The sequence below is a fragment of the Amphritea sp. genome, from assembly GCF_048266285.1.
Taxonomy (GTDB): domain Bacteria; phylum Pseudomonadota; class Gammaproteobacteria; order Pseudomonadales; family Balneatricaceae; genus Amphritea.
Window position 1 is genome coordinate 44,176 of the sequence record NZ_JBLWZV010000002.1, and the last position, 24,776, is coordinate 68,951.

22 protein-coding genes are annotated in these 24,776 nt (G+C 49.6%); 19 read left to right on the forward strand and 3 right to left on the reverse strand.

The genetic code is table 11. The annotated features are described in order from the left end of the window. Positions 1-63 precede the first annotated feature (63 nt). From ACN0T0_RS03785 to rpsA, 4 genes are all read left to right on the forward strand, one after another. Positions 64-708, forward strand: coding sequence for a YqiA/YcfP family alpha/beta fold hydrolase (locus tag ACN0T0_RS03785; protein WP_417223505.1), 645 nt, complete (start codon positions 64-66; stop codon positions 706-708). Beyond that, complete coding sequence (gene parE, locus ACN0T0_RS03790; protein WP_417223508.1) at positions 701-2,593, forward strand: DNA topoisomerase IV subunit B; 1,893 nt, start codon at positions 701-703, stop codon at positions 2,591-2,593. Before ACN0T0_RS03785 ends, parE begins: the two co-directional genes overlap by 8 nt. 81 nt (positions 2,594-2,674) lie before the next feature. After that, positions 2,675-4,957 (forward strand): DNA topoisomerase IV subunit A, encoded by a 2,283-nt coding sequence (gene parC / locus ACN0T0_RS03795; protein WP_417223509.1) that lies wholly within the window; start codon positions 2,675-2,677, stop codon positions 4,955-4,957. A gap of 342 nt (positions 4,958-5,299) precedes the next feature. Then, a complete protein-coding gene (rpsA, locus tag ACN0T0_RS03800; RefSeq protein WP_215953921.1) occupies positions 5,300-6,979 on the forward strand; it encodes a 30S ribosomal protein S1 in 1,680 nt (559 codons plus the stop codon). A 334-nt stretch (positions 6,980-7,313) separates the two neighbouring features. On the opposite strand, the gene ACN0T0_RS03805 is transcribed toward rpsA, so the two are convergent. The 3 genes from ACN0T0_RS03805 to ACN0T0_RS03815 all read right to left on the reverse strand — a co-directional run bounded on the left by ACN0T0_RS03805 (position 7,314) and on the right by ACN0T0_RS03815 (position 10,447). Continuing rightward, the gene (locus ACN0T0_RS03805) at positions 7,314-7,937 is read right to left on the reverse strand and encodes a LysE family translocator (RefSeq protein ID WP_417223511.1); all 624 of its coding nucleotides are present in this window, start codon (positions 7,935-7,937) and stop codon (positions 7,314-7,316) included. A gap of 45 nt (positions 7,938-7,982) precedes the next feature. Next, complete coding sequence (locus ACN0T0_RS03810; RefSeq protein ID WP_417223514.1) at positions 7,983-8,774, reverse strand: sulfite exporter TauE/SafE family protein; 792 nt, start codon at positions 8,772-8,774, stop codon at positions 7,983-7,985. 194 nt (positions 8,775-8,968) lie between these two features. Further along, positions 8,969-10,447 carry a hypothetical protein gene (locus ACN0T0_RS03815; protein ID WP_417223516.1) on the reverse strand — a complete coding sequence of 493 codons (1,479 nt, stop codon included), beginning with the start codon at positions 10,445-10,447 and terminating at the stop codon, positions 8,969-8,971. 155 nt (positions 10,448-10,602) lie between these two features. Between ACN0T0_RS03815 and ACN0T0_RS03820 the strand changes: the two genes are divergently transcribed. The 15 genes from ACN0T0_RS03820 to ACN0T0_RS03890 all read left to right on the forward strand — a co-directional run bounded on the left by ACN0T0_RS03820 (position 10,603) and on the right by ACN0T0_RS03890 (position 24,765). Next, the gene (locus ACN0T0_RS03820) at positions 10,603-11,859 is read left to right on the forward strand and encodes a glutamate-5-semialdehyde dehydrogenase (protein WP_417223518.1); all 1,257 of its coding nucleotides are present in this window, start codon (positions 10,603-10,605) and stop codon (positions 11,857-11,859) included. 6 nt (positions 11,860-11,865) lie between these two features. Beyond that, positions 11,866-12,531, forward strand: coding sequence for a nicotinate-nucleotide adenylyltransferase (gene nadD, locus ACN0T0_RS03825; protein WP_417223520.1), 666 nt, complete (start codon positions 11,866-11,868; stop codon positions 12,529-12,531). Between the two features lie 6 nt (positions 12,532-12,537). Next, positions 12,538-12,885 (forward strand): ribosome silencing factor, encoded by a 348-nt coding sequence (rsfS, locus tag ACN0T0_RS03830; protein WP_417223523.1) that lies wholly within the window; start codon positions 12,538-12,540, stop codon positions 12,883-12,885. A 54-nt stretch (positions 12,886-12,939) separates the two neighbouring features. Then, on the forward strand, positions 12,940-13,407 hold the full coding sequence (gene rlmH, locus ACN0T0_RS03835) for a 23S rRNA (pseudouridine(1915)-N(3))-methyltransferase RlmH (protein ID WP_417223524.1): 468 nt from the start codon (positions 12,940-12,942) through the stop codon (positions 13,405-13,407). 47 nt (positions 13,408-13,454) lie between these two features. Continuing rightward, the gene (gene mrdA / locus ACN0T0_RS03840; protein WP_417223526.1) at positions 13,455-15,416 is read left to right on the forward strand and encodes a penicillin-binding protein 2; all 1,962 of its coding nucleotides are present in this window, start codon (positions 13,455-13,457) and stop codon (positions 15,414-15,416) included. A 13-nt stretch (positions 15,417-15,429) separates the two neighbouring features. After that, positions 15,430-16,545: a rod shape-determining protein RodA gene (gene rodA, locus ACN0T0_RS03845; protein WP_417224012.1), complete on the forward strand. Its 1,116-nt coding sequence runs from the start codon at positions 15,430-15,432 to the stop codon at positions 16,543-16,545. 148 nt (positions 16,546-16,693) lie between these two features. Next, the gene (gene mltB / locus ACN0T0_RS03850; RefSeq protein ID WP_417223529.1) at positions 16,694-17,701 is read left to right on the forward strand and encodes a lytic murein transglycosylase B; all 1,008 of its coding nucleotides are present in this window, start codon (positions 16,694-16,696) and stop codon (positions 17,699-17,701) included. Positions 17,702-17,706: 5 nt separating this feature from the next. Continuing rightward, the gene (locus ACN0T0_RS03855; RefSeq protein ID WP_417223530.1) at positions 17,707-18,540 is read left to right on the forward strand and encodes a septal ring lytic transglycosylase RlpA family protein; all 834 of its coding nucleotides are present in this window, start codon (positions 17,707-17,709) and stop codon (positions 18,538-18,540) included. 118 nt (positions 18,541-18,658) lie between these two features. After that, positions 18,659-19,828, forward strand: coding sequence for a D-alanyl-D-alanine carboxypeptidase family protein (locus ACN0T0_RS03860; RefSeq protein ID WP_417223532.1), 1,170 nt, complete (start codon positions 18,659-18,661; stop codon positions 19,826-19,828). Between the two features lie 68 nt (positions 19,829-19,896). Then, on the forward strand, positions 19,897-20,763 hold the full coding sequence (locus ACN0T0_RS03865; RefSeq protein WP_417223535.1) for a D-amino acid aminotransferase: 867 nt from the start codon (positions 19,897-19,899) through the stop codon (positions 20,761-20,763). A gap of 2 nt (positions 20,764-20,765) precedes the next feature. Next, positions 20,766-21,047, forward strand: coding sequence for a YbeD family protein (locus tag ACN0T0_RS03870; RefSeq protein ID WP_417223537.1), 282 nt, complete (start codon positions 20,766-20,768; stop codon positions 21,045-21,047). Further along, complete coding sequence (gene lipB / locus ACN0T0_RS03875; RefSeq protein ID WP_417223540.1) at positions 21,047-21,709, forward strand: lipoyl(octanoyl) transferase LipB; 663 nt, start codon at positions 21,047-21,049, stop codon at positions 21,707-21,709. Before ACN0T0_RS03870 ends, lipB begins: the two co-directional genes overlap by 1 nt. Further along, positions 21,702-22,706, forward strand: coding sequence for a lipoyl synthase (lipA, locus tag ACN0T0_RS03880; protein WP_417223543.1), 1,005 nt, complete (start codon positions 21,702-21,704; stop codon positions 22,704-22,706). The genes lipB and lipA overlap by 8 nt, the downstream gene beginning before the upstream one ends. After that, the gene (locus ACN0T0_RS03885; RefSeq protein WP_417223546.1) at positions 22,706-23,629 is read left to right on the forward strand and encodes a lysylphosphatidylglycerol synthase domain-containing protein; all 924 of its coding nucleotides are present in this window, start codon (positions 22,706-22,708) and stop codon (positions 23,627-23,629) included. Before lipA ends, ACN0T0_RS03885 begins: the two co-directional genes overlap by 1 nt. 104 nt (positions 23,630-23,733) lie before the next feature. Then, a complete protein-coding gene (locus ACN0T0_RS03890; protein ID WP_417223548.1) occupies positions 23,734-24,765 on the forward strand; it encodes a glycosyltransferase family 2 protein in 1,032 nt (343 codons plus the stop codon). Positions 24,766-24,776 lie beyond the last annotated feature (11 nt).

Consider the following 24,776-nt stretch of genomic DNA (forward strand, 5'->3'; position numbering starts at 1 on the left):
TAATTTACTGAAAGCATGTATATATATACAGATAAAGTTTATAGCAGAGAGTAAAGGTTATTAATGGCCCAACCACTGTTTATCTATATTCACGGTTTCAACAGCTCGCCGGACTCTTTTAAAGCGCGTTTTTTTGTCGACTGGATGATGGCGGCCGGGCGTGGGGATGAGGTCATAGTGCCTGCGCTGCCCCATTGGCCTGCTGCGGCCATCGCGCTGCTTGAGCAACTCATCGAAAATCATTCTGAACGCACCATTGTGCTGGTGGGCAGCTCGCTGGGGGGCTATTACAGCACCTGGTTGGTCGAAAAATATGGCCTGCGGGCGGTGTTGATTAATCCAGCGGTACGTCCGTTTGAACTATTGGCGGAGATGCTGGGTGAGCAGGGCAACTATTATAGCGATGAAAAATATGAGCTAACCGGAGAGCATCTAGAACAGTTGCTAGCGATTAACTGCGACAATTTGCAAGATCCATCCCGCTATCTACTGCTGACCCAAACCGGCGATGAAACGCTCGATTATCGCGAAGCGGTGAGTAAATTTAAGGCGTCACCCATGTTGGTTCAGACGGGTGGCAGTCATGGTTTTGACCAATTTGAATCTGTTATTCCGGCGATTCTGGCATTTGCCGAAGGCCGGATTGAGTTGCCAGCGATCACTGATCTGACCGCCGAGCAAATAAGGACTGAAACTTCCGATGAGTAATACCTATAACTCTGATGCAATTGAAGTACTGAGTGGGCTGGACCCGGTGCGTCGTCGTCCAGGTATGTATACTGAGACCGATCGCCCCAACCATCTGGCCCAGGAAGTGATCGATAACAGTGTGGATGAAGCACTGGCCGGTCATGCGACCCAGATGGATGTTACCCTGCATAAAGATGGCGCCATTAGTGTTAAAGATAATGGTCGGGGCATGCCGGTGGATATCCACCCCGAAGAGGGCGTCAGCGGTGTTGAACTGATTTTGACTCGGTTGCATGCTGGGGGTAAGTTTTCCAATGAAAACTACAACTACTCCGGTGGTTTGCACGGCGTGGGGGTCTCGGTGGTTAATGCCCTATCGAAACTCTTAGAAGTCACCATTCGTCGCGGCGGTAATGTTTATCGTATGACCTATGCCGACGGCGAAAAAGTATCTGATCTTGAAATTATCGATAGTTGTGGGCAGCGTAATACCGGCACCGAAGTTCGCTTTCTCGCCGATCCTCAATATTTCGATACGCCTAAATATCATCTGACTAAACTACGGCATATGCTGCGCGCAAAAGCGGTACTTTGTTCCGGTTTGCGGGTGACCTTTACCGACGCTTCAGGTAGCACCAAAGAAAAAGATGAGTGGTATTACGAAGATGGTTTGGTGGATTACCTTAAAGGTACCACTCAGGTATTTGATACTCTGCCGGAAGAACCGTTTACGGTGTCTTTTCAAGGTGAACGCGACGGCTTAGATGTGGCACTTCAGTGGCTGCCGGAAGGTGGTGAACTGACCGGCGAGAGCTACGTTAACTTGATTCCGACGGCACAGGGCGGCACCCATGTGAACGGTTTGCGTACCGGGCTGCTGGAAGCGATGCGGGAGTTTTGTGAATTCCGTAATTTATTGCCCCGTGGCGTTAAGATCTCTGCCGAAGATATTTGGGAACGTTGTTGCTATATCCTCTCAGTGAAAATGCAGGACCCACAGTTCTCCGGGCAAACCAAAGAGCGTCTGTCGTCCCGAGAAATCGCGGCCTTTGTTTCCAGCGCGGTGAAAGATGCCTTCAGCCTGTGGCTTAACCGTCATGTTGAAGACGGCGAAAAGATCGCCGAATTGGTGATCAGCAATGCGCAGAAGCGGTTGCGTTCAAATAAGAAAGTCATCCGTAAGAAAGTCACCTCAGGGCCTGCGCTGCCGGGTAAGCTGGCAGACTGCACCGGTAACGATGCGATGCAAGGAGAACTCTTCTTAGTGGAAGGGGATTCGGCAGGTGGTTCTGCCAAGCAAGCGCGGGATCGTGAATACCAAGCGGTGATGCCACTACGGGGTAAGATCCTTAATACTTGGGAAGTCGATCATCATGATGTGTTGGCGTCTCAGGAGGTTAACCATATCTCCATCGCCATTGGCGTAGAGCCCGGCACCGATAATTTTGACGGTTTACGTTATGGCAAAATTTGTATCCTTGCCGATGCGGACTCCGATGGATTGCACATCGCCACGCTCTTGTGTGCGCTGTTTGTGCGTCACTTTAAACCGCTGGTGGCCGCTGGTCATGTCTATGTGGCGATGCCACCACTGTATCGTATCGATGTGGCGAAAGATGTCTTCTATGCCCTCGATGATAACGAAAAAGACAGTATCGTTGAGCGGATTAAGAAGGAGCGCAAAAATGCCAAGATCGGCGTGCAGCGCTTCAAGGGTTTGGGTGAGATGAACCCATTGCAACTGCGTGAAACCACCATGTCCCGTGATACCCGTCGTTTGGTTCAACTGACCATCGAGCCGGGCGATGGTACCAATGAAGTGATGGATATGCTGCTGGCGAAGAAACGTTCCCCGGACCGTAAAGAGTGGTTGGAGAGCAAGGGTAATCTGGCAGACGTATAATGTCGGGGTTTAGTGACCTCGTGATTATATTGATGCGTACGCTGAAGCAATAGTTGAGTTTGATGAGCGCCGGGATAAGAAATGAGCGGAACAGTACATATTGATCAAGGCATTGAACGCCTGTCACTGAAAGAATATACCGAGAAGGCGTATCTGGATTATTCCATGTACGTCATCCTTGATCGGGCGCTGCCAAATATCGGCGACGGCCTGAAACCGGTGCAGCGACGCATTGTCTATGCGATGTCTGAACTCGGGTTGAAATCAACCGCTAAGTACAAAAAGTCGGCCCGTACCGTGGGTGATGTGTTGGGTAAATTCCACCCACACGGCGACAGCGCCTGCTATGAAGCGATGGTGTTGATGGCGCAGCCATTCTCCTATCGCTACCCGCTGATCGATGGTCAGGGTAACTGGGGCTCACCGGATGATCCGAAATCCTTTGCGGCGATGCGTTATACCGAGTCTAAATTGGCGAAATACGCCGAAGTGTTGCTTAAAGAGGTAGCGCAGGGCACCGTCGAGTGGGGGCCAAACTTTGATGGCACCATCGATGAGCCGCTGACATTGCCGGCTCGATTACCCAATATCCTGTTGAACGGTACCACCGGTATCGCGGTGGGCATGGCGACCGACATTCCGCCCCATAATCTTCGCGAAGTCACGCAAGCCTGTATTAAGCTGCTGTCGAAGCCGAGTATGAGCATCGATGAGTTATGCGAAATTATTCCCGGTCCGGATATGCCTACTGATGCTGAGCTGATCACACCGCGTAAAGAACTGCAGAAAATGTACGAGACGGGGAAAGGGAGTCTCAGAGCGCGTGCAGTCTATAGTCGAGAGCAGGGTGATATTGTGATTACTGCGCTGCCTTATCAGGTCTCTGGGGCAAAAGTGTTGGAGCAGATCGCCCAGCAGATGCAGCAGAAAAAACTGCCAATGGTATCTGATTTGCGAGATGAATCGGATCATGAAAACCCGACCCGTTTGGTAATCGTACCCCGCTCAAACCGTATTGATGTTGAGCAGTTGATGGCTCACCTGTTCGCCAGTACTGACCTAGAACGTACTTACCGGGTCAATATGAATATGATCGGCATCGACGGTCGCCCTAAGGTGAAAAACCTCAAGGAGATCCTGTCTGAATGGTTGGTGTACCGCACAGAAACCGTGCGTCGCCGGCTGCAATTTCGCTTGGACAAGGTGCTGGCCCGATTACATATTCTTGAAGGCTTAATGGTGGCCTATCTCAATATCGACGAAGTGATTGAGATTATCCGCACCGAAGAGAAGCCTAAGCTGGTGATGATCGAACGCTTTGGCATTACCGCGACGCAGGCCGAGGCTATTCTCGAAATTCGTCTGCGCCAGTTAGCCAAGCTGGAAGAGATTAAAATTCGCGGGGAGATTGATGAGCTCACCGAAGAGCGTAACTACCTAGAAGAGATTTTAGGCTCCGAAAAGCTGATGCGTAAGTTGATTCGTGATGAGCTGAAGGCCGATGCGAAAGAGTATGGCGATGATCGTCGCTCTCCGATCGTTGCCCGTGAAGAAGCGAAAATCATGGATGAGAAAGCGCTGCTGACGGCCGACCCAATTACGGCGGTGATCTCCAAGCAGGGTTGGATTCGTTCTGCGAAAGGGCATGATATCGATCCTGAAGGGTTAAGCTATAAATCCGGTGATGGCTTTAAGCTAGCCTGTTTTGGGCGGATGAACCAGCCGATAATTTTGCTCGATAGTACGGGGCGGGCCTATTCGTTGGAAGCGCATACGCTGCCATCTGCACGAGGACAGGGCGAGCCGGTGACCGGTAAGCTAACGCTTCCAAAAGGGGCGACGATAGATGGCGCGATTGCGGGTAAGGATGATGATGCGGTGCTGCTGGCATCGGATGCCGGTTATGGCTTTGTCACCAAGATTGCCGATATGACTAGTAAAACCCGTACCGGTAAAGCGGCCCTGACATTGCCGAAAGGCGCGAAAGGGATGCCGCCGATGGCCTTGTCTAGCAAAGATAGTGATCTGCTGGTGGCGGTGACAAACGAAGGTCGGATGCTGGTGTTCCCAGTAAAAGACCTGCCTGAGTTAGGTCGTGGCAAGGGTAATAAAATTATCAACATTCCATCTGCCAGAGCCGCTGCGAGGGAGGAGTTACTGATTGCGATGGTGACGCTGTCTGAGCAGGATACTCTGCAGGTGAACTCTGGTCGTCAGCATCTGAAGATGAAACCGTCTGATTTGGAGCATTACCGTGGTGAGCGTGGCCGCCGGGGGAATAAGTTACCGCGAGGCTATCAGCGGGTGGATTCTCTGGAAGTGATCGTGAAGCCGTCTACGGATTCATCCGATGAACCGGACTAGCCGCTGAGTTGAGTCTGCTGAGTCGTACCTAAGCTCAAGACAGAAGATAAAGCCTAAGTAGAAAGAGCCATGATCGAGGGCTCTTTTTTTTGTTTATCGAAATGCATGCCTGTGTGGTTTGTGTGTGCGCTGATGACAGCGGCAGCACTATTGCAATCACCTACCTGCTTTCTTATTGCAGAAGTTATCTGTATAATACCGCCCCTACCTCTCTTGTTTGGTTGTTTTTTAGTCAGTCTGTGCAACCTTACAAGATAATTAAACTGCCCTGTATCAACTGACAATACAGGTTGACCCCCTGCGAATCCTGTTTACCTACGGATTTGCTGTATAGGAAAAAGCATGACCGAAAGCTTTGCTGACTTATTTGAAGAATCCCTTGAACTCGTTGCTATGGTGCCAGGCACCCTCGTTATGGGTGAAGTTATCGACATCGATAGTGACTGGGTTACCGTAAATGCTGGCCTGAAATCTGAGGCTGTTATTGCCCGCAGCCAGTTCCTTAATGATGCCCAAGAACTTGAAGTTCAAGTGGGTGACATGGTTAAGGTTACACTGGAAAGCGTTGAAGATGGTTCCGGTGAAACACGTCTGTCTCGTGAAAAAGCTAAACGCGCTGAGTCTTGGGGCGTTCTGGAAACTGCATTCGAAGCTGAAGAAACGGTTAAAGGTTTCATCAGTGGTACTGTTAAAGGTGGCTTCACCGTTACCGTTAACAAGATCAACGGCTTCCTGCCAGGTTCACTGGTAGATGTTCGTCCAGTTAAAAACGTTGACCACCTGATGGGTCAAGAGCTGGAATTTAAACTGATCAAGCTGGATCAGAAGCGCGACAACATCGTTGTATCTCGTCGTGCTGTTCTTCAAGAAGCTAACAGCGCTCAACGTGATGAACTGCTGGCTACTCTGGAAGAAGGTCAGCAAGTTAAGGGTTACGTTAAGAACCTGACCAACTACGGTGCATTCGTAGATCTGGGTGGTGTTGACGGCCTGCTGCACATCACTGACATGGCTTGGAAGCGTATTTCTCACCCTAGCGATATGCTGACTCCGGGTGATGAGATCACTGTTCAGATCATCAAGTTTGATAAAGAAACTAACCGTCTGTCTCTAGGCCTGAAACAGCTGAACGAAGATCCTTGGTCTTCTATCCTGGCTCGTTTCCCTGCTGGAACTAAAGTTCCTGCACGTGTGACTAACCTGACTGACTACGGTTGCTTTGCTTCTATTGAAGATGGCGTTGAAGGTTTGATCCACGTTTCTGAAATGTCTTGGACAAACAAAAACATCCATCCTTCTAAAGTTGTTCAAGTGAACGACGAAGTTGAAGTTATGGTTCTGGATGTTGATGAGAAGCGTCGTCGTATCTCTCTAGGTATGAAACAGTGCATCCCTAACCCATGGTCTACTTTTGCTGAGCAGTTCGCTGCTGGCGATAAAGTGACTGGTACTATCAAGACTATTACAGACTTCGGTATCTTCGTTGGTCTGGAAAATGATCTTGACGGTCTGGTTCATATGTCTGACATCTCTTGGGATGCGGATAGTGAAACTGCACTGCGCGAATACAAGAAAGGCGAAGAAGTTGAAGCCGTTATCCTGTCTATTGATGCTGAGAAAGAGCGTATCTCTCTGGGTATCAAGCAACTGGAAAGCGATCCTTTCTCTGAGTACGCTGCTGCCAATGACAAAAACACTATCGTTAAAGGTATTGTTAAGTCTGTAGACGCTAAAGGCGCTAACATCGAGCTGGCTGAAGGCATCGAAGGTTACCTGAAAGTGTCTGACATCAGCATCGATCGCATCGAAGATGCTTCTACTGTCCTGAAAGTAGGCGAAGAAGTTGAAGCGAAGATCGTTAACTTGGATCGTCGTAACCGTTCAATCACTCTGTCTATTAAAGCGAAAGACCAGGCAGATGAGAAAGCGGCAATCAAAGCGGTTGCTGATGCACCGGTTGAAACGGCTGGACCTACTACTATCGGTGACCTGATCAAGGCACAGATGGCTGCTAAGAAGTAAGACTTCTAAGCTGATAAAAAAGGAGCGCTGATGCGCTCCTTTTTTTTGATTTTTTACCGGGCTGCCAAGCATCGGTATTGTTTGTAAAACCCTCAGTACTTGTTGTTTCCCTGTTCAGCTATTTCAGTTCCTTCCTGTGTTTTTATCGCGATGGTCTTGTGCCTGTGTACCCGCCTCGTTATCCGTCTTTATGAATTCCTTGCTAGCCTATTCATCAGGTTCATCTTAAGAGTCTCTTGTGCTTTATATTACTAATGTGCAGGTGTTCTGTTGGCATTGAATACCCCGTCGAGCTAGGCGAAAGGCTATATCTTGGCGTTCTAGCAGGGTTGTCTTAGTGTTGGCGGCTGGCTAGTAAGCCGATTCCAGCACTGCCAAGTAAGGTGGCGCAACTACGATTAAACCAGCGTCTTTTGTGGGGTTGAGCAAACCACTGGCGCAGATAGATGCCGAACAGTGCATAGGAGGTTATTGCGATGGATTCCAGTATCAGAAAGGTGATGCCGAGCTGGAAGAACTGTAGGCCTGTAGGCGCCGCCGGGTTGGTGAATTGTGGCAAAAAGGCGGTAAAGAACAGTATCGCTTTAGGATTGCTGGCCGCCAGCAAAAACTCTTGCTGGGCTAAGCCGAACAGTGTTTTTTTTGTGCTGTTGGGTATTTCGTTCGATTGGCTTGTGTCGGCTTGCCAGAGCTTAAAGGCTAGCCAGAACAGATAGCAGGCCCCGGCGACCTTAACAGCAATAAATACTTTTTCCGAGGCCAGTAGCACCACCGCTAACCCAGTCGCGGCGAGGAAAATCATGCCGCAGAAAGCGAGTAAGCGGCCTGCGCCGGCGATAACAGCGCTGCGAAAGCCATAGCGTTTTGCGTTACTCATTGCCAGCAGGTTGTTAGGCCCCGGTGACATATTTAATGCAAAGCAGGTGGGTATAAATAGCAGCAGCGTTATCATTTCCATGATTGAATGCCCGGTCTTTTTAGGTCTTTATTGTTTAGCGTTATGCTAGCCCCCTAAGGCCGGTTTGACCAGATAGGCATCATAGAAAAAGTATAGGGTGATACCGATGCTGGCGATGATAACGAAGTTACGCACGAGTTGTTGTGGCAGTCTGCGAGACAGGTGAGCAGCCATATAGCCGCCAAGCACAGTGCCGACCAGAACAATTGAGCCTTCATACCAAGCAATGACGCCATCATAGGCAAACAAAACGATAGCGATCAGTGAGACGAAGGTTGAGATCAGCAGTTTTAATCCATTCATCCGGTTGATATCGGTGTGCCCGGCGAGGGCGAGATAGCTTAATGAAATAATGCCTAGGCCCGCATTAAAAAAACCGCCATACAGGCAGACGCCAAACAATAGAATGATCAGCAGCGCAGCACCGGCTGAGGAGGCGTGGCGATGTTTGGTGCTGAGCTTTTTGAGGCTGCGATTGAGGTGGCCGCCAAAGATAAACAGCAAGGTGGCAAATAGTAGCAGCCAAGGCACGGCCATTTCGAATGAGGCTTCCGGTGTTTGTAATAGCAACCAAGCGCCGCTGATGCCGCCCAGTAGGCTAATGATAATAAAGTGAGGCAGTTGATCTTTGATCTCTGCAAGGTCTTTGCGAAAGGCCCAGGTGCCGCTCATGTAGCCAGAGCATGAGGCGAAGGTGTTGGTGGCATTAGCGCTGATCGGCGGTACGCCGGCAAATAGTAGAGCGGGAAAGGTGATAAAGCTGCCGCCGCCAGCAATTGAATTTAAGATACCGCCAAGAAAACCCGCGATAAAGAGAATAATGAGGTCGTTTAACATGGTGTTACCTTAGGTTAGAGCGTACAAATGACGAGGGGTGAGTATAGGTGAGCTTAAGTAAACGATACAGATACACGATAAATAAAAAACGAGGTCGATCTGTACTGCTTTAATCGTATAGCATAAGCAGTGATTGGGGTTGCTCCAAGGTTAGCCTGTTAGGCTTCTTGCTGAGCGGGTACCTGCGTTAGCGTCTATGGAAACAGCTTGCTAAGCAGGTGTCGTGCTTGTTTATCTAGCAGTTTTTGATAGTTCTCGTTAACGGATTTAACCAATACCTTATCTTCTTCGGCACGGACGATCTCGGCACCCGCCAGTAAGCTCACTTTTAGGTCAGGGGCTTCGCTCAGCGTTGTGTGGGTGATCAGTTCATTACTGTCGGTGCTGTGGGTGAGGTAGCGAGCCTCTTCCTGCATGCGAGCGAGCTTTTGGTAATGCCCCCGCACTAATGCCATATGTAAATTGAGCACAGGTTGAAAGCTGCGAATGCGTTGCTGATTAAATAGTTTATATAGACGGTTAAATAGTTGGCTAGCGCAGATAGCGTTGATGCCGTGGGCATCATCTTTATGTGGTTTTAGGAAGGCCAATTGTAGGTCGCCGTTATCGAGGCGGGCGACTTCGCCTTGGTAAATGGTGATTACCATATCGAGCATTCGATAATAGTATGCCTGTAACGTTTGTAATTCTTCGCTTTGCAGGTTATCGGAGTGGCCGGATGATAGGTCGAGATAGAGTAGGTAGCCGGCTTGGTCAGCCGGGACGATTAGCTCCAGTTCCTGCTCAAAGGCATAAAGGTCGAGCTGAACTTCATGCTTGCTGTTTTCAAATAGTGGGTTGCGTTTGTGACGCGGTGGCGCTTCCAGTTCGACCTCTTCGATCAGAGTGAACTCTATATCGGCGTCATATTCTTCCTCTGGCGCACTCTCTTTATGATCAGAAAAAGGTGCGAAGTCTGGCATATGGGGGGCGTCATCTGCGGGTCTGAGTAGATCAACGAGTGCTTCGTTATCAGGCGTTTTCTTCTTTTTCTTTTTGCTTTTCTGCTGAGGTGTCGCTATTAGGGGGTGTTCTGTACTGTTAGGGATGTTGCTCTGGCTGTGGTTTGAAGTATTGCCCGTATGAGTTGTTGGCAGATTGTTGGCTTGCTCAAGCTTGCTGTTGCGATTAAGGAAAAGCCAGCAGCCCAGCAGCGCTAAAATGACGGTAATTAGGGCTAGGATGGCGGCTTGCATCAGAATGGCGTTGAGATTGGCTTTGTTTGATGCGGGGTTAAGACGCAGTTCCAGAATTGCGAGGGTCTCTTGTTGCTGCCGAATGAGTATTTCTTGGTGAATAAGATTATCGTGTTTGATATCGCCAGCCCGGCCTAATAGGCGATCTTTGGGGTCATTAAGGATAATGGCGTCAATGCTGGGCTGTTGCACAAGTTGGTTGAGAATGAAATTGAGACTCACTGAGTCACCTGCCATCAGGGCAGGTTTGATCATCGTTACTGTTTGCTGGCCTAGCAGCGTGCCTTGCTGTCGGGTTTGTTGTTGGGCTATCTTGCCTGCCACAACGGATAGGTAGATGCCAGACAGCAGCAAGCCTGCGAGCAAAATGCAGGCGAGTGTGATCATCAACTGGGTGCGCTGATGAATCATGACTGAAAAGCGTAGCGGTTTATCCATATTCCGACGGTAATTATTCCGGGGTAGTAAAGCCTGCAGATGATAGCAGCTAAGTTACCCTGCAAAAACGGGTTTTTTTCTGTTTTGCTTTCTCTGTCGATGACCCCCGCTGTCGGGCAGGTTATAATGCCCGGTCTCGAGGGGGAAGGAAGGTTATGAACGTTAAAGAGTATATGGCAGAACTGGGGCAGCAGGCGCGTGTCGCCTCACGTGCAATCGCGAAAGCTGACACCGGCATAAAGAACCGTGCGTTACTGGCGATGGCGGAGGCGATTGATGCTGCCCGCGAAACATTGGTTGCGGCGAATGCTAAAGACCTAGAACAGGGCCGTGTGAATGGTCTTGATGATGCCATGTTGGATCGTTTGGAACTGAAACCCTCTCAAATCGACACGATGATCGAAGGTTTGCGTCAGGTGGCGACACTACCGGACCCGATCGGTGCGATCACCGATATGAATTATCTGCCGAGTGGTATTCAGGTGGGTAAAATGCGAGTGCCACTCGGAGTGGTCGGTATTATTTATGAATCTCGGCCAAATGTGACCGTTGAGGCTGCTAGTTTGTGCCTGAAATCTGGCAACGCAACCATTTTGCGAGGCGGCTCCGAAGCTATTCACAGTAATAAAGCGGTAGCTGAGTGTATTCAAGCGGGCTTGAAGGCTGCTGGGCTGCCAGAAAATACCGTCCAGGTGGTGAAGACCACGGATCGCGAGGCAGTGGGTGAGCTTATTACCATGCCTGAATATGTTGATGTGATCGTGCCGCGAGGTGGAAAGGGCCTGATTGAGCGGGTGAGTCGTGATGCGAAGGTGATGGTCATCAAGCATCTTGATGGCGTTTGTCATGTGTATATTGATAATGATGCCGATAAAACTAAAGCGATCAATGTGGCGATTAATGCTAAAACACATCGTTACGGTACCTGTAATACCATGGAAACGTTGCTGGTACATGAGGCCCGGGCTGAAGATATTTTGCCCGAGTTAGCAGGCCAGTATCGCTCACTTGGGGTTGAGCTACGTGGCTGCGAGAAAACCTGTGCAATATTGCCAGGTATTAACGCTGCCACCGAAGCCGATTGGGAAACCGAATACTTAGGGCCGGTGTTGTCGATTAAACTGGTTAGCGATATGGATGAAGCGATTGAACATATTAATCGTTACGGCTCCCATCATACTGATTCCATTATTACTGAAAATTACACCCGCGCCCGTCGCTTTTTACGCGAAGTTGATTCCAGCTCCGTGATGGTAAATGCGTCGACCCGTTTTGCTGATGGGTTTGAATATGGCCTAGGGGCTGAGATCGGTATCTCTACCGACAAAATACATGCCCGAGGCCCAGTTGGGCTGGAAGGCTTAACCTCGCAAAAATATGTGGTGCTTGGTGATGGTCATGTCCGTCAATAATACGTGATGAGCCAATCGGTAAAGGTCTTTATGGGTGGGACTTTTGATCCTATCCATAATGGTCACCTGCGCACTGCGCTGGAAATTCAACAGTGGTTAGGTGTTGAACAGGTGACATTGATGCCATCAAAGGCACCGGTGCATCGTAAACAACCCGAGCGTAGCGGTCAGCAGCGTCTCGATATGGTGCGTTTGGCCGTTGCTGACGAACGAGCGTTGGTGGCCGAAGATCGAGAGGTTATCTCGGCTGATGCTTCCTATACTGTATTGACGCTGGAATCTTTTCGTCGTGAACTGGGTGAAAAGGTCCCGATCTGTATGATACTGGGTATGGATGCCTATCTTTCTCTGCCACAATGGGATCGCTGGCAGGAACTCCTTAATCTTTGTCATATTGTGGTGGTCAAACGTCCGGGATGGATTTATGAGCCCTGCGAACAGATGCAGCAGATAAGCATGAATCACGAAGTTCATGATATCGATACCATGCTGCAGTTACCGGCTGGCCAAGTGATTTTTCGTGAACTGACGCCGCTGGGAATTTCTGCGACACAGATCAGAGCGTTGATCCGTGCCGGCCACTCGCCTCGCTATCTGATACCGGATGCGGTGTGGGACTATATAAAACAAAACAAGCTCTATGATTATGAGCAACCAACTGAAGGTAAATAATTACTAATGGAAATGGATCAGATGATCATCGCTGTACGTGAAGCCCTTGATGATATGAAAGCCCGGGATATTGTCGAGATTGATGTCACCAATAAATCAACAGTGACTGACCGGATGGTGATTGCCAGCGGAACCTCTAAGCGTCATGTGATGTCTATAGGACAACATGTGCAAGAAGAGATGAAGCGTCAGGGTGTCATGCCGTTGGGTATTGAAGGTGTGGACACCGGTGAATGGGTGTTGGTGGATCTCGGAGACCTAGTGGTTCATGTGATGATGCCAGATGCTCGTAGCTTCTACGACCTTGAGAAACTGTGGGGCTTTGATAGCGTGGCTGAGCAGGAAACTGTTTAGTTCAGGTTGACTTAGTCGAGTTGTCACCAGAGAGAGAAGGATACTGGTCTTAGAATGAAAATACGCCTTATTGCCGTAGGCACCAAGATGCCTGGCTGGGTCACCGAAGGGTTTAATGAGTATCAGAAACGCCTACCGCACGAATTTTCTTTGGAACTGGTGGAGATCCCTTTGGGACATCGAGGCAAAGGGGCTGATTTAGCCCGTGCGAAACGTCAAGAAGGCGAACTGATGCTGGCGGCGATCCCTAAGGGCGATCAGGTGATAGCTCTTGAAGTGGGTGGCCGCAACTGGAGCACCGAGCAACTGGCAGAACAGGCGGAACAGTGGCAGATGTCTGGGCGAAATGTCAGTTTATTGGTCGGTGGGCCTGAGGGGCTGGCGCCTGAGTGTGTCGCCATAGCTGATCAGAAATGGTCGTTATCCGGCCTGACACTGCCGCATCCCTTGGTGCGCATTCTACTGTCTGAACAGCTTTACCGGGCTTGGAGTATTTTGCAGGGCCACCCTTATCATAAATAACCGATTATTACCTACCTGTGAATCCCATTCTGTGACGAGTTGCTTCGATGTCAGCCTTTGATAGCCTGAAAGATCATACCAAAGAGGGACGGGTGTTTTTGGCACGGTCGGTGGTTGCGTTTGTGATCGTGCTGTTACTGCTGTGTGTTCTTATTGGCCGACTCTATTTCCTGCAAGTCGTACAGCATGATCAACTCGCCGCTGTTTCAGACGATAATCGTATTCAGCTACAACCGGTCGCACCGACGCGGGGGCTGATATACGATCGTAATGGCACGTTGTTGGCTGAAAATCGACCGAGTTACAGTGTTACGCTGTTGAAGGAGAAAGTGAGCGATCTTGAGGCGACTTTAGCCGAGTTGCAAACCCTGATTCCTATTTCAGAGCGAGAGTTAGAGTCGTTCCGTAAGCGGTTGAAACAGCGGCGTCGTCCTTACGAAACGGTACCGCTACGTTTTCGTCTGACCGATGATGAAATTGCCCGTATCGCGGTTAACTATCAGCGTTTGCCGGGGGTTCAGGTCGAAGCAGATCTGATTCGTTATTATCCCTTTGGCGCCAGCTTAGTGCATGCACTGGGATATGTTGGCCGTATTAACGAGAAAGAGTTGAAGCGGGTCGATAACAAAAACTACAGTGGTACGCACTATATCGGTAAGCTGGGAATTGAACGCTTTTATGAACCACTGTTGCACGGTGAAGTGGGGTATCACAAGGTTGAAACCAATGCCCGTGGGCGGGTGATGCGGGTGCTTGAGCAGACCGACCCGGTGCCGGGTAAAGATATTGTCCTGCACCTCGATATTCGCTTGCAGCAAGCGGCAGAAAAACTGGTCGAGGGGCGGCGGGCGGCGATCGTGGCTATCGATCCGAAAACTGGCGGTATTCTGGCGCTGGTAAGTAATCCCGGCTATGACCCTAATCTGTTTGTGACCGGTATTAGTACCAAAGCTTACAAAGCACTGCGTGAATCTCCCGATCTGCCGTTGTTTAACCGGGCTTTGCGAGGACAATACCCGCCTGGGTCTACTATCAAACCAATGGTTGCTATGGGCGTTATTGACAGTGGGGCAGTGAGTCCTTCTCACACGGTGTTTGATCCGGGCTTCTATACGTTAACCAATGGCGGGCGACGCTATCGTGATTGGAAACACGGCGGTCACGGCAAGGTTGGGTTAGAGATGGCGATCTATCAATCTTGTGACGTCTGGTTTTACGATGTTGCCAACCGCGCAGGGGTGGATATTATTTCCGACTATTTGGGGCGTTTTGGCTTTGGTCAGGTGACGAGTCTGGATCTGCCGGAAGCCTTGCCGGGCATTCTGCCCTCTAAAGCTTGGAAAAAACGCACCGGGCGCGGCTCTTGGTTTTCTGGTGACTCCCTTAACTTGAGTATCGGTCAAGGCTGGATGCTGACAACCCCATTGCAACTGGCAACGGCTTCGGCGGTGATGGCCAATCGTGGTGTTTGGAAACAGCCTCGGATGCTCAAAGGGGTGATGACTCATAATGAAAACCGGGATCACAAGGTAGTTGAGGGCAGTGTTGTTGAGATTAGCGGGCTGGAGGGAACCAGTGCGGTGCTACCGGATATTAAATTGAAAAATAATCAGTATTGGCAGCGCATTATCGATGCGATGGTGGCGGTTGTGCATGGGCCGAGAGGCACGGCGCGCAAGGTTGGCCGTGGCTTGGATTTTCAGATCGCGGGTAAAACCGGCACCGCTCAGGTGGTCGGTATTAAACAGGATGCAGTTTACGATGCAGAAAGCTTGGCTGAACGGCACCGGGATCATGCACTCTTTCTCGCTTTTGCGCCGGCAGATAAACCGGAAATTGCGGTGTCGGTGATCGTTGAAAATGGTGGTGGTGGTTCGAGCACCGCGGCACCTTTAGCGCGCAAGGTCATTGATGCTTTTATGGCGCTTAAAAAGCAGGATGCTGAAGCCGCAAACAACGATCAGACAGAGCAAGCTGACGCGGTAACAGAGGGTTTAACCGGTGGCTGATTTCCAACGTACTATGCCCGATGCCCAACCCCATCTAGCCAGACGTCGAGGCTTTTGGTCCTATACTCGGTTAGATGCTTGGTTGTTACTGTTTATTTTGATTCTCTGTGGCTATGGTTTGCTGGTGCTGTATAGCGCATCCGGTGGCGATATGGGCTATGTCATCCGGCAAGCAATTCGCATGGGTGCCGGATTGGTGATTATGACGATTCTGGCGCAGTTGCGACCGCAGCTGTTCGCCCGTTGGGCTCCCGCGATGTATGTCGTCTGTATCGGCTTGTTATTGGCGGTGTTGCTAGTTGGCGTAGGCGCTAAAGGGGCGCAGCGCTGGATTGCCCTGCCCGGATTTCGTTTCCAACCGGCCGAGATTGTTAAGCTGGTGCTGCCGTTGATGGTGGCTTGTTATCTGGCCAGTCGGCCACTGCCGCCGAGCTTTCGTCATATTGCGATTTCGCTGGTACTGATCTTTGTGCCGGTCGTGATGATCATGAAGCAGCCAGATCTTGGTACATCCTTGCTGATTGCCGCATCGGGGGTATTTGTGTTGTTACTCTCGGGGATCTATTGGCGGTATATCTTTGGCGCCTTGCTGGTGGCATCGGCAGGGCTGCCGGGATTGTGGATGGTGATGAAAGATTATCAAAAGCAGCGGGTATTGACCTTTCTCGACCCGGAGAGTGATCCGCTAGGCGCTGGCTGGAATATTATCCAGTCTAAAGCGGCTATTGGCTCCGGGGGGATTGAGGGTAAAGGTTGGATGCTTGGCACCCAATCGCAGTTGGACTTTCTTCCCGAGAGCCATACGGACTTTATTATCGCAGTGTTGGGCGAAGAGTTCGGAATGATCGGTATCTTATTGTTACTGTTTATCTATCTATTGATTATCAGCCGCGGGTTGGTGATCGCGGTGAAAGCGCAGGACAGCTTTGGTCGATTAGTGGCTGGCAGTGTGACGCTAACCTTTTTTGTTTATGTGTTTGTTAATATCGGTATGGTTAGTGGCATCTTGCCGGTGGTTGGTGTGCCGCTACCGTTGGTCAGTTATGGTGGTACCTCCATTGTGACGCTCATGGCGGGCTTTGGGCTGCTAATGTCGGTGCAAGCACACCGGCAGATGATCAGTCATTAAGCCGGGGCATAAATAAACATAATAACTCAGCCGTTTTGTTGTTGTGACTCTGTGATAAAGTCAGGATACTGCTGAGAGTACTTTTAATAGCGCCACAAATGTTTAGGAATGCCATCATGAAGATGGTGGCAAATTAAGGTAGGGTGATATGTTCAGAACTAAATTTTCAGGATTGCTAGCTGGCGTTGTGCTCTGTAGCGGCTTGGCATGGGGTACACAGGTTGCCGCTCATGGCTATGGTGATCATCCTGCTGCACAACAGTTTATTGCCAATATGGCAAAAGAGGGCTTTGACGAGGCTGAGGTTAAAACGATTCTGCGCTCGGCTGAACGTCAAGAAAGCATTCTGAAGGCGATCTCTCGGCCAGCTGAAAAGCGACTGAACTGGGGTGAATACCGTAATATTTTCTTGCGGGATGCGCGCATTAAGCAGGGTGTTGAGTTCTGGCATCAATACAGTGCTGCTCTGCAGCGGGCTGAGAAAGAATATGGTGTTCCGGCCCATATCATTGTTGCGATCATCGGCGTTGAAACCCGTTATGGCCGTAATATGGGCAGCTATCGAGTGATTGATGCACTATCGACCCTCGGATTTGATTACCCGCCGCGTGGTAAGTTTTTCCAAGGGCAGTTAAAAGAGTATTTTTACCTGTTACGTGAAGAAAAAGCCGACCCGTTTGCGTTGAAAGGTTCTTATGCCGGAGCGATGGGTTATGGTCAGTTTATCCCGAGTAGCTTCAGAAGTTTTGCGGTTGATTTTGACGGCGATGGTAAAAAAGATATCTGGAACAATCCGGTTGATGCGATTGGTAGTGTGGCAAACTATTTTAGCGCCCACGGCTGGAAAAAAGGTGAAGCGGTACGCTCTAATGTGGTCATGCAGCAAATGGCGGATGAGGCTTGGATCAATAGTAGCCTGAAACCAGAAGTGACCTTGGCCGAGTGGGCCGAGCGGGGTATTCGCACCCGTAAAGACCTGAATCTTGATAGTAAAGCGACGCTGATGCGGTTAGAAAAAGACGGCGAGTTTCAACATTGGTTCGGATTACATAACTTTTATGTGATTACCCGCTACAATCATAGTCGGTTATATGCCATGGCTGTTTATGAACTGGGTCAGGCTGTTGCTGAAAAACATAAAGCAAACGCAGGTTAATTAACATGAGCCGAGTTATCCTCAATCTACTGGTGCTGTCATTGATCGCACTATTGGCGGGCTGTTCTTCATCGGGAGGGCGCTATGCTGTGGATAAGGATTACGGCCCATCGGCCGAGGTTGATGTATCCCATGTGCCGAATGCCGTGCCTAGAGTCGAAGCTAAAAGCCGTGGGGGTAATAAGAGCCCCTATTCGGTACTGGGTAAAACCTACCATGTGATGGCCTCTGGCAATGGTTATAAAGAGCGTGGTGTTGCTTCATGGTATGGCAAGAAGTTTCATGGCCATAAAACCTCGAACGGTGAAACCTACAATATGTATGCCATGACGGCCGCGCATAAGTCGTTGCCCTTGCCGAGTTATGTGCAGGTGACTAACTTAGCAAATGGCCGAAAGGTGATTGTGCGGGTTAATGATCGAGGCCCGTTTCATGGTGGGCGGGTCATTGATCTTTCATATGCGGCGGCATCGAAACTGGATATGTTGGGTCAAGGCACGGCCAATGTCGAGGTCGAAGCAATTGATCCCGCCAGTTGGAGTCATTCATCTGCAGCGGTTATTAGTGCTGCACCAGCCGCTCCGGAAAAGATAACCCCAGGGGACGGTACGCGTTATCTGCAAGTGGGGGCTTTTGGACTGGAAACAACGGCGATTGAAGCGCAGCAAGAGTTGCAGACAATGCTGCCGGGGTATCAAGTGAGAATTGTGCCGCTGCAGCGGCCGGGCCGAATACTGTATCGGGTTCAAGTTGGGCCGGTTAAGTTAAACGCAAACTTGGCAGAAATCGTATCAAGGATTGAAGCGGCAGGCTATCTGCGTCCACATTTGGTAGACTAGGCGCGCTTAAATGGATCTGCTATGGGAAACCGCTGAATTGTTCGCGAACCTTTAGCCTGTTTTTAGGTCTGAGCAGTACCTAGACCTTCTGTAACCGTAAAAAAGTATCTATAACACTATGATTAGAAAATTAGTTTTTCGCTCTACTCTGATTCGCCTTATGTTGTTATCCATGTGCATCTTTGCGCTGCCGGTTCAGGCGGCTAAGATTACCCCTGCACCACCGCAAGTGGCCGCCCGGGCTTATATTGTTATGGATGCCGATACTGGTAAGGTTATCATGGCCAGCCGGGAGAACGAGCGTTTCCCTCCCGCGAGCCTGACGAAGATGATGACCAGCTATATCCTCGAAGGTGAGCTGACCAAAGGTAATGTCAGTAAGAATGATCTGGTGCCTATCTCTGTAAAAGCGTGGCGCGCACCGGGTTCACGGATGTTTATTCAAGAAGGTACCCAGGTTCTATTGAGTGACCTACTCAAAGGTATCATTATTCAATCGGGTAATGATGCCAGCGTGGCGGTGGCTGAATATATTGCCGGTAGTGAAGCGGCGTTTGCCGATATGATGAATCAGCATGCCGCACAGCTTGGGATGGAGAATACCCATTTCTTGAATGCGACCGGCTTGCCCGCGGATGATCATTACTCATCGGCGTTTGATTTGGCTTTGCTAGCACGGGCCATTATCCAGAATTATCCCGAGCAGTATGGCGTTTATTCTGAAAAGTATTTTACCTACAACAAGATTCGTCAGCCAAACCGCAATAAACTGCTGTGGCGTGACGATTCTGTTGATGGTTTGAAAACCGGCCATACCGATGCGGCAGGATATTGTTTGGTCGCCTCGGCTAAACGGGAAGGTATGCGCCTGATTACCGTAGTGATGGGCACTAGCAGTGAAGAGGCCCGTGCCCAGGAAAGCCAGAAACTACTGGCATATTCGTTCCGTTATTTCCGTACTCACAAGCTGTATGATGCCGGTCAAGTATTGGAAACTACCAAGGTGTGGGCGGGTCAGCAGAGTCAATTGAAAGTCGGCTTGACCGATGCGATGGCGATTACTATTCCGCGTGGTGAAGGCGAACAGTTACAAGCCGTTTTAGATCTGGATAAAGTGATTAAGGCGCCGATTGCAAAAGGTCAGAGCTTTGGTACTTTGAAAGTTATGCTGGAAGATAAAGTCGTCGCAGAAGCGCCAGTGGTGGCTTTGGAAAGTATTGCTGAGGCTGGATTGTTGCAACGTATATGGGATGCCATAGCGTTATTCTTTTATAACCTGATCAACTGATCGATAGGTTTTGAGGCACGGATGCCCGAACTCTGTTTCTGAGTTCGGGCTTCTGTCGTTAAGGGAAGATGAAGACAGTATTTCTGAACGGTCACTATATTGCAGAAGACCAAGCCCAAGTATCGGTTTTTGACCGCGGCTTTTTGTTTGGTGACAGTGTTTATGAAGTGATTCCGTTTTATCGTGGTGTCGGCTTTCGCTTGGATGAGCATCTACAGCGATTGCAGCATAGCTTGCAGGCCATACAGATTGTGGCTGAGCAAGATTGGGAGGCCATTCTTACCCGCTTAGTGACATTGAATGGTGGTGGTAATCTGTCGGTTTATTTACAGATTAGCCGGGGTAACTCGGGGCGTCGTAGCCATATCTATGACGCCGAGATGGTGCCGACTATCTTTGCTTGCTGTAACCCGATCAAGGATATTTATAATGCGGGGCCTGATGCGGTATCTGGCGTTCGAGCAATCGTTACCGAGGATCTGCGGTGGGGACGTTGCGACATTAAAAGTACCGGCTTGCTGCCCAATATATTAGCGATGCAACAGGCGAAACAGATCGGGGTGCAGGAGGCGTTGATGATCCGTGATGGCCTGCTGACAGAAGGTGCTTCCTGTAACCTGATGTTAGTAGAGCAGGGCGTTATCTTTACGCCTAAACGCGGCTCAGAGATTCTCGGTGGAACGACCCGAGAACTGATCCTTGAGCTGGCGGCTGCAGATGGCATTGCGATGCGGGAAGCGGATATCAGCTATGCTCGATTGCTAGCGGCCGACGAGGTTTGGGTAAGTAGTTCAACCCGGGCGGTGGTGCCGGTGATCGAAATCGATGGTCAACCCGTCGCTGATGGAAAAAAAGGCCCTTTATGGGCGAGAATGTTTGAGCTGTTTACGCGTTATCAAAATGATCTGATGAACGGCTGTGTAGTCGAGAGATAGTTATGGCACAAGAAACGAAACCAGAAGCTCCGAAAATTGAGTTCCCTTGTCCAGATTACCCTATTAAGGTGATCGGTCGAGATGGGCCGGATTTTCAATCATTGGTAATTGATGTTGTGCGTATCCATGCGCCTGATCTCGATATTACCAAAATTGATTTACAGGGGAGCAGCAAAGGCACCTTTACATCGATTCGTATGAAAATTACGGCGACAGGTCATGAGCAACTGAAAGCACTGCATGAGGATCTGTTAGAGACAGGCCGTGTCACGATGGTGATATGATGGCTTTGTCTGAACAGGTTGTTATTCGTGATTTGGGGCTGGTGGACTATCAGCCGACGTGGCAAATCATGCAGGATTTTACTGCCGCCCGCACTGCCGAAACGGTTGATGAGATCTGGATGCTGGAACATCAGCCCGTGTTTACTCAAGGGCATGCCGGTAAAGAGGAACATCTGTTAAGCACCGGTGATATTCCGGTGGTGCAGGTCGATCGCGGTGGTCAGGTGACCTATCATGGCCCAGGGCAGTTGGTGGTTTACCTCTTATTGAACATCCGCCGTAAGAAGTTTGGCGTTAAAGAACTGGTCGCCCGTATGGAGGCTAGTATTGTTGAGTTACTGGCACAGTATGGTGTTGAGGCGTATGCGAAGGCCGATGCCCCGGGTGTCTATGTTAATGAAGCAAAAATTTGCTCGCTGGGATTGCGAGTACGTAAAGGTTGTTCGTTTCACGGACTAGCTTTTAACCTAGATATGGATCTCGAACCTTTTAATCGGATTAACCCTTGTGGTTATGCCGGTTTATCAGTTACCCGGCTGACAAACCTGGTCGAAACCCTCGACAGGGAATCCGTTAAGGATTCACTTATAGAAATACTGGTGAAAAGACTCGAATATAACGAGCGCGCCAATGCTAACTCGTTGGAAGGTATAGATGTCTGAAAATAGCGTAAATGTGCAAAGTGCAGGGTCTGCGGACGATAAGCCGAAACGCGCGGAAGCGGGTGTAAAGCTGCGGGGAGCTGAAAAAGTATCCCGTATCCCAGTCAAGGTTATCCCCACTGAGCGGGATCAGATTCTTCGTAAACCCGAGTGGTTGCGAGTCTCGCTGGGTACCACGCCTAAAGTGCAGGGAATTAAGAATAAACTGCGCAAGCATAAACTTGCCTCAGTCTGTGAAGAAGCGAGTTGTCCTAACTTGGGCGAGTGTTTCAGTCATGGGACGGCGACGTTCATGATTATGGGCGACATCTGTACCCGTCGCTGCCCCTTCTGTGATGTGGCCCATGGTCGTCCTAAAGCTCTTCCAGAGAATGAACCGAAAGAGTTAGCGGAAGCCATTGCTGATATGGGTTTGCGCTACGTGGTAATTACGTCGGTAGACCGGGATGATCTGCGTGATGGTGGTGCCGATCACTTTGCCCGTTGTATTACAGAAACACGTAAGGCTGTGCCGTCTATTCAGGTTGAAACCCTAGTGCCAGACTTCCGTGGTCGGATGGATATTGCACTGGATATTCTCCAGCAGACACCGCCGGATGTGTTTAATCACAATATGGAAACGGTACCGCGTTTGTATCGTAAAGTGCGCCCTGGTGCTGATTATCAATGGTCACTCGATCTGTTGCAGAAGTATAAGCAACGCTGCCCTGATGTCCGTACTAAGTCCGGCCTAATGGTGGGTGTGGGTGAAACTAAGGAGGAGATCTTTGAAGTACTAAAAGATCTGCGCGCTCATGATGTGGATATGTTGACCATTGGCCAATATCTACAGCCTAGCCGTGATCATCTGCCGATTGATCGCTATGTGACGCCAGCTGAATTTGATGAGTATGCTAAGGTCGCCAAAGAACTGGGTTTCTCTCAGGTTGCCAGCGGTCCGTTGGTAAGATCCTCTTATCATGCTGATTTGCAAGCCAAAGGTGAAACAATCAGCTGATGCGTCGAGCACAACTGCTTAAACTACTGCTGTCAGTGGTGATTCTTTTAATCACCCTGGCGGTAGTGGAATATCAGATCGGTTGGTATAGCCTGTTAACCTCTTGGCAGGGGTTTGACGGTGCAACGTTGACATTATTAGTCGTGTTATCGTTAACCAGTAATGCTTTACGAGCGTTGCGGATTAAGGTGAGTTTTGGCTTACCCAGCACGCGTTATCCGCAGATGTTTTACCTCAGCACCAATCATAACCTACTCAATAATCTGTTACCGATGCGTACCGGCGAAGTCGCTTTTCCGGTGTTGATCAAACGCTATTTCGGAATTGGGGTGGTGCACTCATCTTCTCATCTTTTGTTATATCGATTGCTTGATCTGGTGGCATTGCTATCGGTGGCGGGTATTTTGGCGCTCTGGCAGTTTAGTCCTTGGGCTTCATTGGGGCTGGCTGTCATAACGGTGTTGGGCCTGTTGCTATTTAATCAGGGCAAAAGGTTAGTGGTGTGGTTGTTAGGCCGTTTTAGTCATGTAAAACTGGCTAAACTAGCGCAAGCATTCAGCGACCTGCCGACCCGTGGCGGACACTTCGGTGCCATTGTGATAACTACTTATGCGGTGTGGCTAACCAAGCTATTGGCGTTTCTTGGGGTCGTGCTGCAGTTATCTCAGTTAACCTTAGCGCAAGCGGTGACGAGTGTGGCTGTGGCCGATCTCTCATCTATCTTGCCGATTCACGGAGTGGCGGGCTCTGGCACGTTTGAAGCCGCCTTTGTGCTAGCGGGTCAGTTTTATGCGATCGATACCACTGCATTACTAAAAGTAGCGGTGCAGTTACATCTATTTCTATTATTAATGTCATTTGTCGCCTTTGTATTAGGCTGGCTGGTGGCTAAAGTATTTCATCGTGAAGGACCTGTGAGCTGAAACTGAATGAGCTGCAGTGCCGATACTACGGCCTTTCCTTCATATAAAAAGGGCTTTGTGATAGAGTCCAAACACTATTTTAATGTCCTGAATCCGGGTAATTTATGAAATCATTATCGATTGTCGTACCGATGTATAAAGAAGAGGACTGTGTGTTTCCGCTGGTAGAGCGGGTGCATGAGTGCCTTAGTGATTATTCCGGTAAGTGGGAGCTTATCTGCGTCGACGATGGAAGCCCGGATCAAACTGTTGGGCGTTTAATTGAGGCTCAGGAGCAGTGGGGCGACCACCTGCGGATTGTTGAGCTGCAGCGTAATTTTGGTCAAACCGCGGCGATGCAAGCGGGTATTGATGCTGCCCGTGGTGAGATTATTGTCACTATGGATGGCGATTTGCAGAATGATCCTGCGGATATTCAACGGATGATCGTGGAGATGGAAGAGCGCGACCTGGATATGTTGCAGGGATGGCGTAAACAACGGGAAGATGAGTCGACCCGTAAGTTCTTTTCCCGACAAGCTAATCGATTGATTGCAAAAGTAACCAGCGTTAATTTACATGATTACGGCTGCAGTCTTAAAGTCTATCGTGCCAGTGTGATTAAACAGGTACGTCTGTTTGGTGAGATGCACCGTTTTATTCCGGTATGGGTTGCCTCAGTGACGAAACCCTCACGCATTGGTGAAACCGTTGTGGACCATCATGCTCGACAGTTCGGTGAGTCAAAATACGGTTTGTCGCGTACCTTCAGGGTTATTCTTGATCTGTTGGTGGTGTTCTTTTTTCTTAAATTTAAGGCGCGTCCCGGCCACTTTTTCGGCTACCTTGGCCTAGGTATGGGGGTTGTCGGCTCATTGATTATGACCTGGTTGATGGGGGTTAAATTGTTCTTGGGTGAGGATATTGGTAGCCGGCCACTCTTTATGATCGGTATCTTCCTGTTGGTGGTATCACTGCAATTTATCACCACCGGTGTGTTGGCCGAAATGATGTCGCGAATCTTTTTCGAAACCTCAAATACCCGTGGTTACACCCTGCGTGAAACGCTTAATAATGATGAAGAGGGTCGCTGGTTTGATCCTCAGCCACATGTCATGGCTGAATCTGATGGTCATGATGAAGAGGAGCTAAAGTAACCTGTTGCAAT

Coding starts and splice junctions, on each gene's coding strand:
- rlmH (WP_417223524.1), top strand. CDS start 12,940: ATGAAAATACGCCTTATTGCCGTAGGCACCAAGATGCCTGGCTGGGTC.
- lipA (WP_417223543.1), top strand. CDS start 21,702: ATGTCTGAAAATAGCGTAAATGTGCAAAGTGCAGGGTCTGCGGACGAT.
- lipB (WP_417223540.1), top strand. CDS start 21,047: ATGGCTTTGTCTGAACAGGTTGTTATTCGTGATTTGGGGCTGGTGGAC.
- rsfS (WP_417223523.1), top strand. CDS start 12,538: ATGGAAATGGATCAGATGATCATCGCTGTACGTGAAGCCCTTGATGAT.
- parC (WP_417223509.1), top strand. CDS start 2,675: ATGAGCGGAACAGTACATATTGATCAAGGCATTGAACGCCTGTCACTG.
- rodA (WP_417224012.1), top strand. CDS start 15,430: ATGCCCGATGCCCAACCCCATCTAGCCAGACGTCGAGGCTTTTGGTCC.
- rpsA (WP_215953921.1), top strand. CDS start 5,300: ATGACCGAAAGCTTTGCTGACTTATTTGAAGAATCCCTTGAACTCGTT.
- ACN0T0_RS03815 (WP_417223516.1), bottom strand. CDS start 10,447: ATGGATAAACCGCTACGCTTTTCAGTCATGATTCATCAGCGCACCCAG.
- ACN0T0_RS03870 (WP_417223537.1), top strand. CDS start 20,766: ATGGCACAAGAAACGAAACCAGAAGCTCCGAAAATTGAGTTCCCTTGT.
- ACN0T0_RS03810 (WP_417223514.1), bottom strand. CDS start 8,774: ATGTTAAACGACCTCATTATTCTCTTTATCGCGGGTTTTCTTGGCGGT.
- ACN0T0_RS03785 (WP_417223505.1), top strand. CDS start 64: ATGGCCCAACCACTGTTTATCTATATTCACGGTTTCAACAGCTCGCCG.
- nadD (WP_417223520.1), top strand. CDS start 11,866: ATGAGCCAATCGGTAAAGGTCTTTATGGGTGGGACTTTTGATCCTATC.
- ACN0T0_RS03890 (WP_417223548.1), top strand. CDS start 23,734: ATGAAATCATTATCGATTGTCGTACCGATGTATAAAGAAGAGGACTGT.
- ACN0T0_RS03855 (WP_417223530.1), top strand. CDS start 17,707: ATGAGCCGAGTTATCCTCAATCTACTGGTGCTGTCATTGATCGCACTA.
- ACN0T0_RS03805 (WP_417223511.1), bottom strand. CDS start 7,937: ATGGAAATGATAACGCTGCTGCTATTTATACCCACCTGCTTTGCATTA.
- parE (WP_417223508.1), top strand. CDS start 701: ATGAGTAATACCTATAACTCTGATGCAATTGAAGTACTGAGTGGGCTG.
- mrdA (WP_417223526.1), top strand. CDS start 13,455: ATGTCAGCCTTTGATAGCCTGAAAGATCATACCAAAGAGGGACGGGTG.
- ACN0T0_RS03820 (WP_417223518.1), top strand. CDS start 10,603: ATGAACGTTAAAGAGTATATGGCAGAACTGGGGCAGCAGGCGCGTGTC.
- mltB (WP_417223529.1), top strand. CDS start 16,694: ATGTTCAGAACTAAATTTTCAGGATTGCTAGCTGGCGTTGTGCTCTGT.
- ACN0T0_RS03885 (WP_417223546.1), top strand. CDS start 22,706: ATGCGTCGAGCACAACTGCTTAAACTACTGCTGTCAGTGGTGATTCTT.
- ACN0T0_RS03860 (WP_417223532.1), top strand. CDS start 18,659: ATGATTAGAAAATTAGTTTTTCGCTCTACTCTGATTCGCCTTATGTTG.
- ACN0T0_RS03865 (WP_417223535.1), top strand. CDS start 19,897: ATGAAGACAGTATTTCTGAACGGTCACTATATTGCAGAAGACCAAGCC.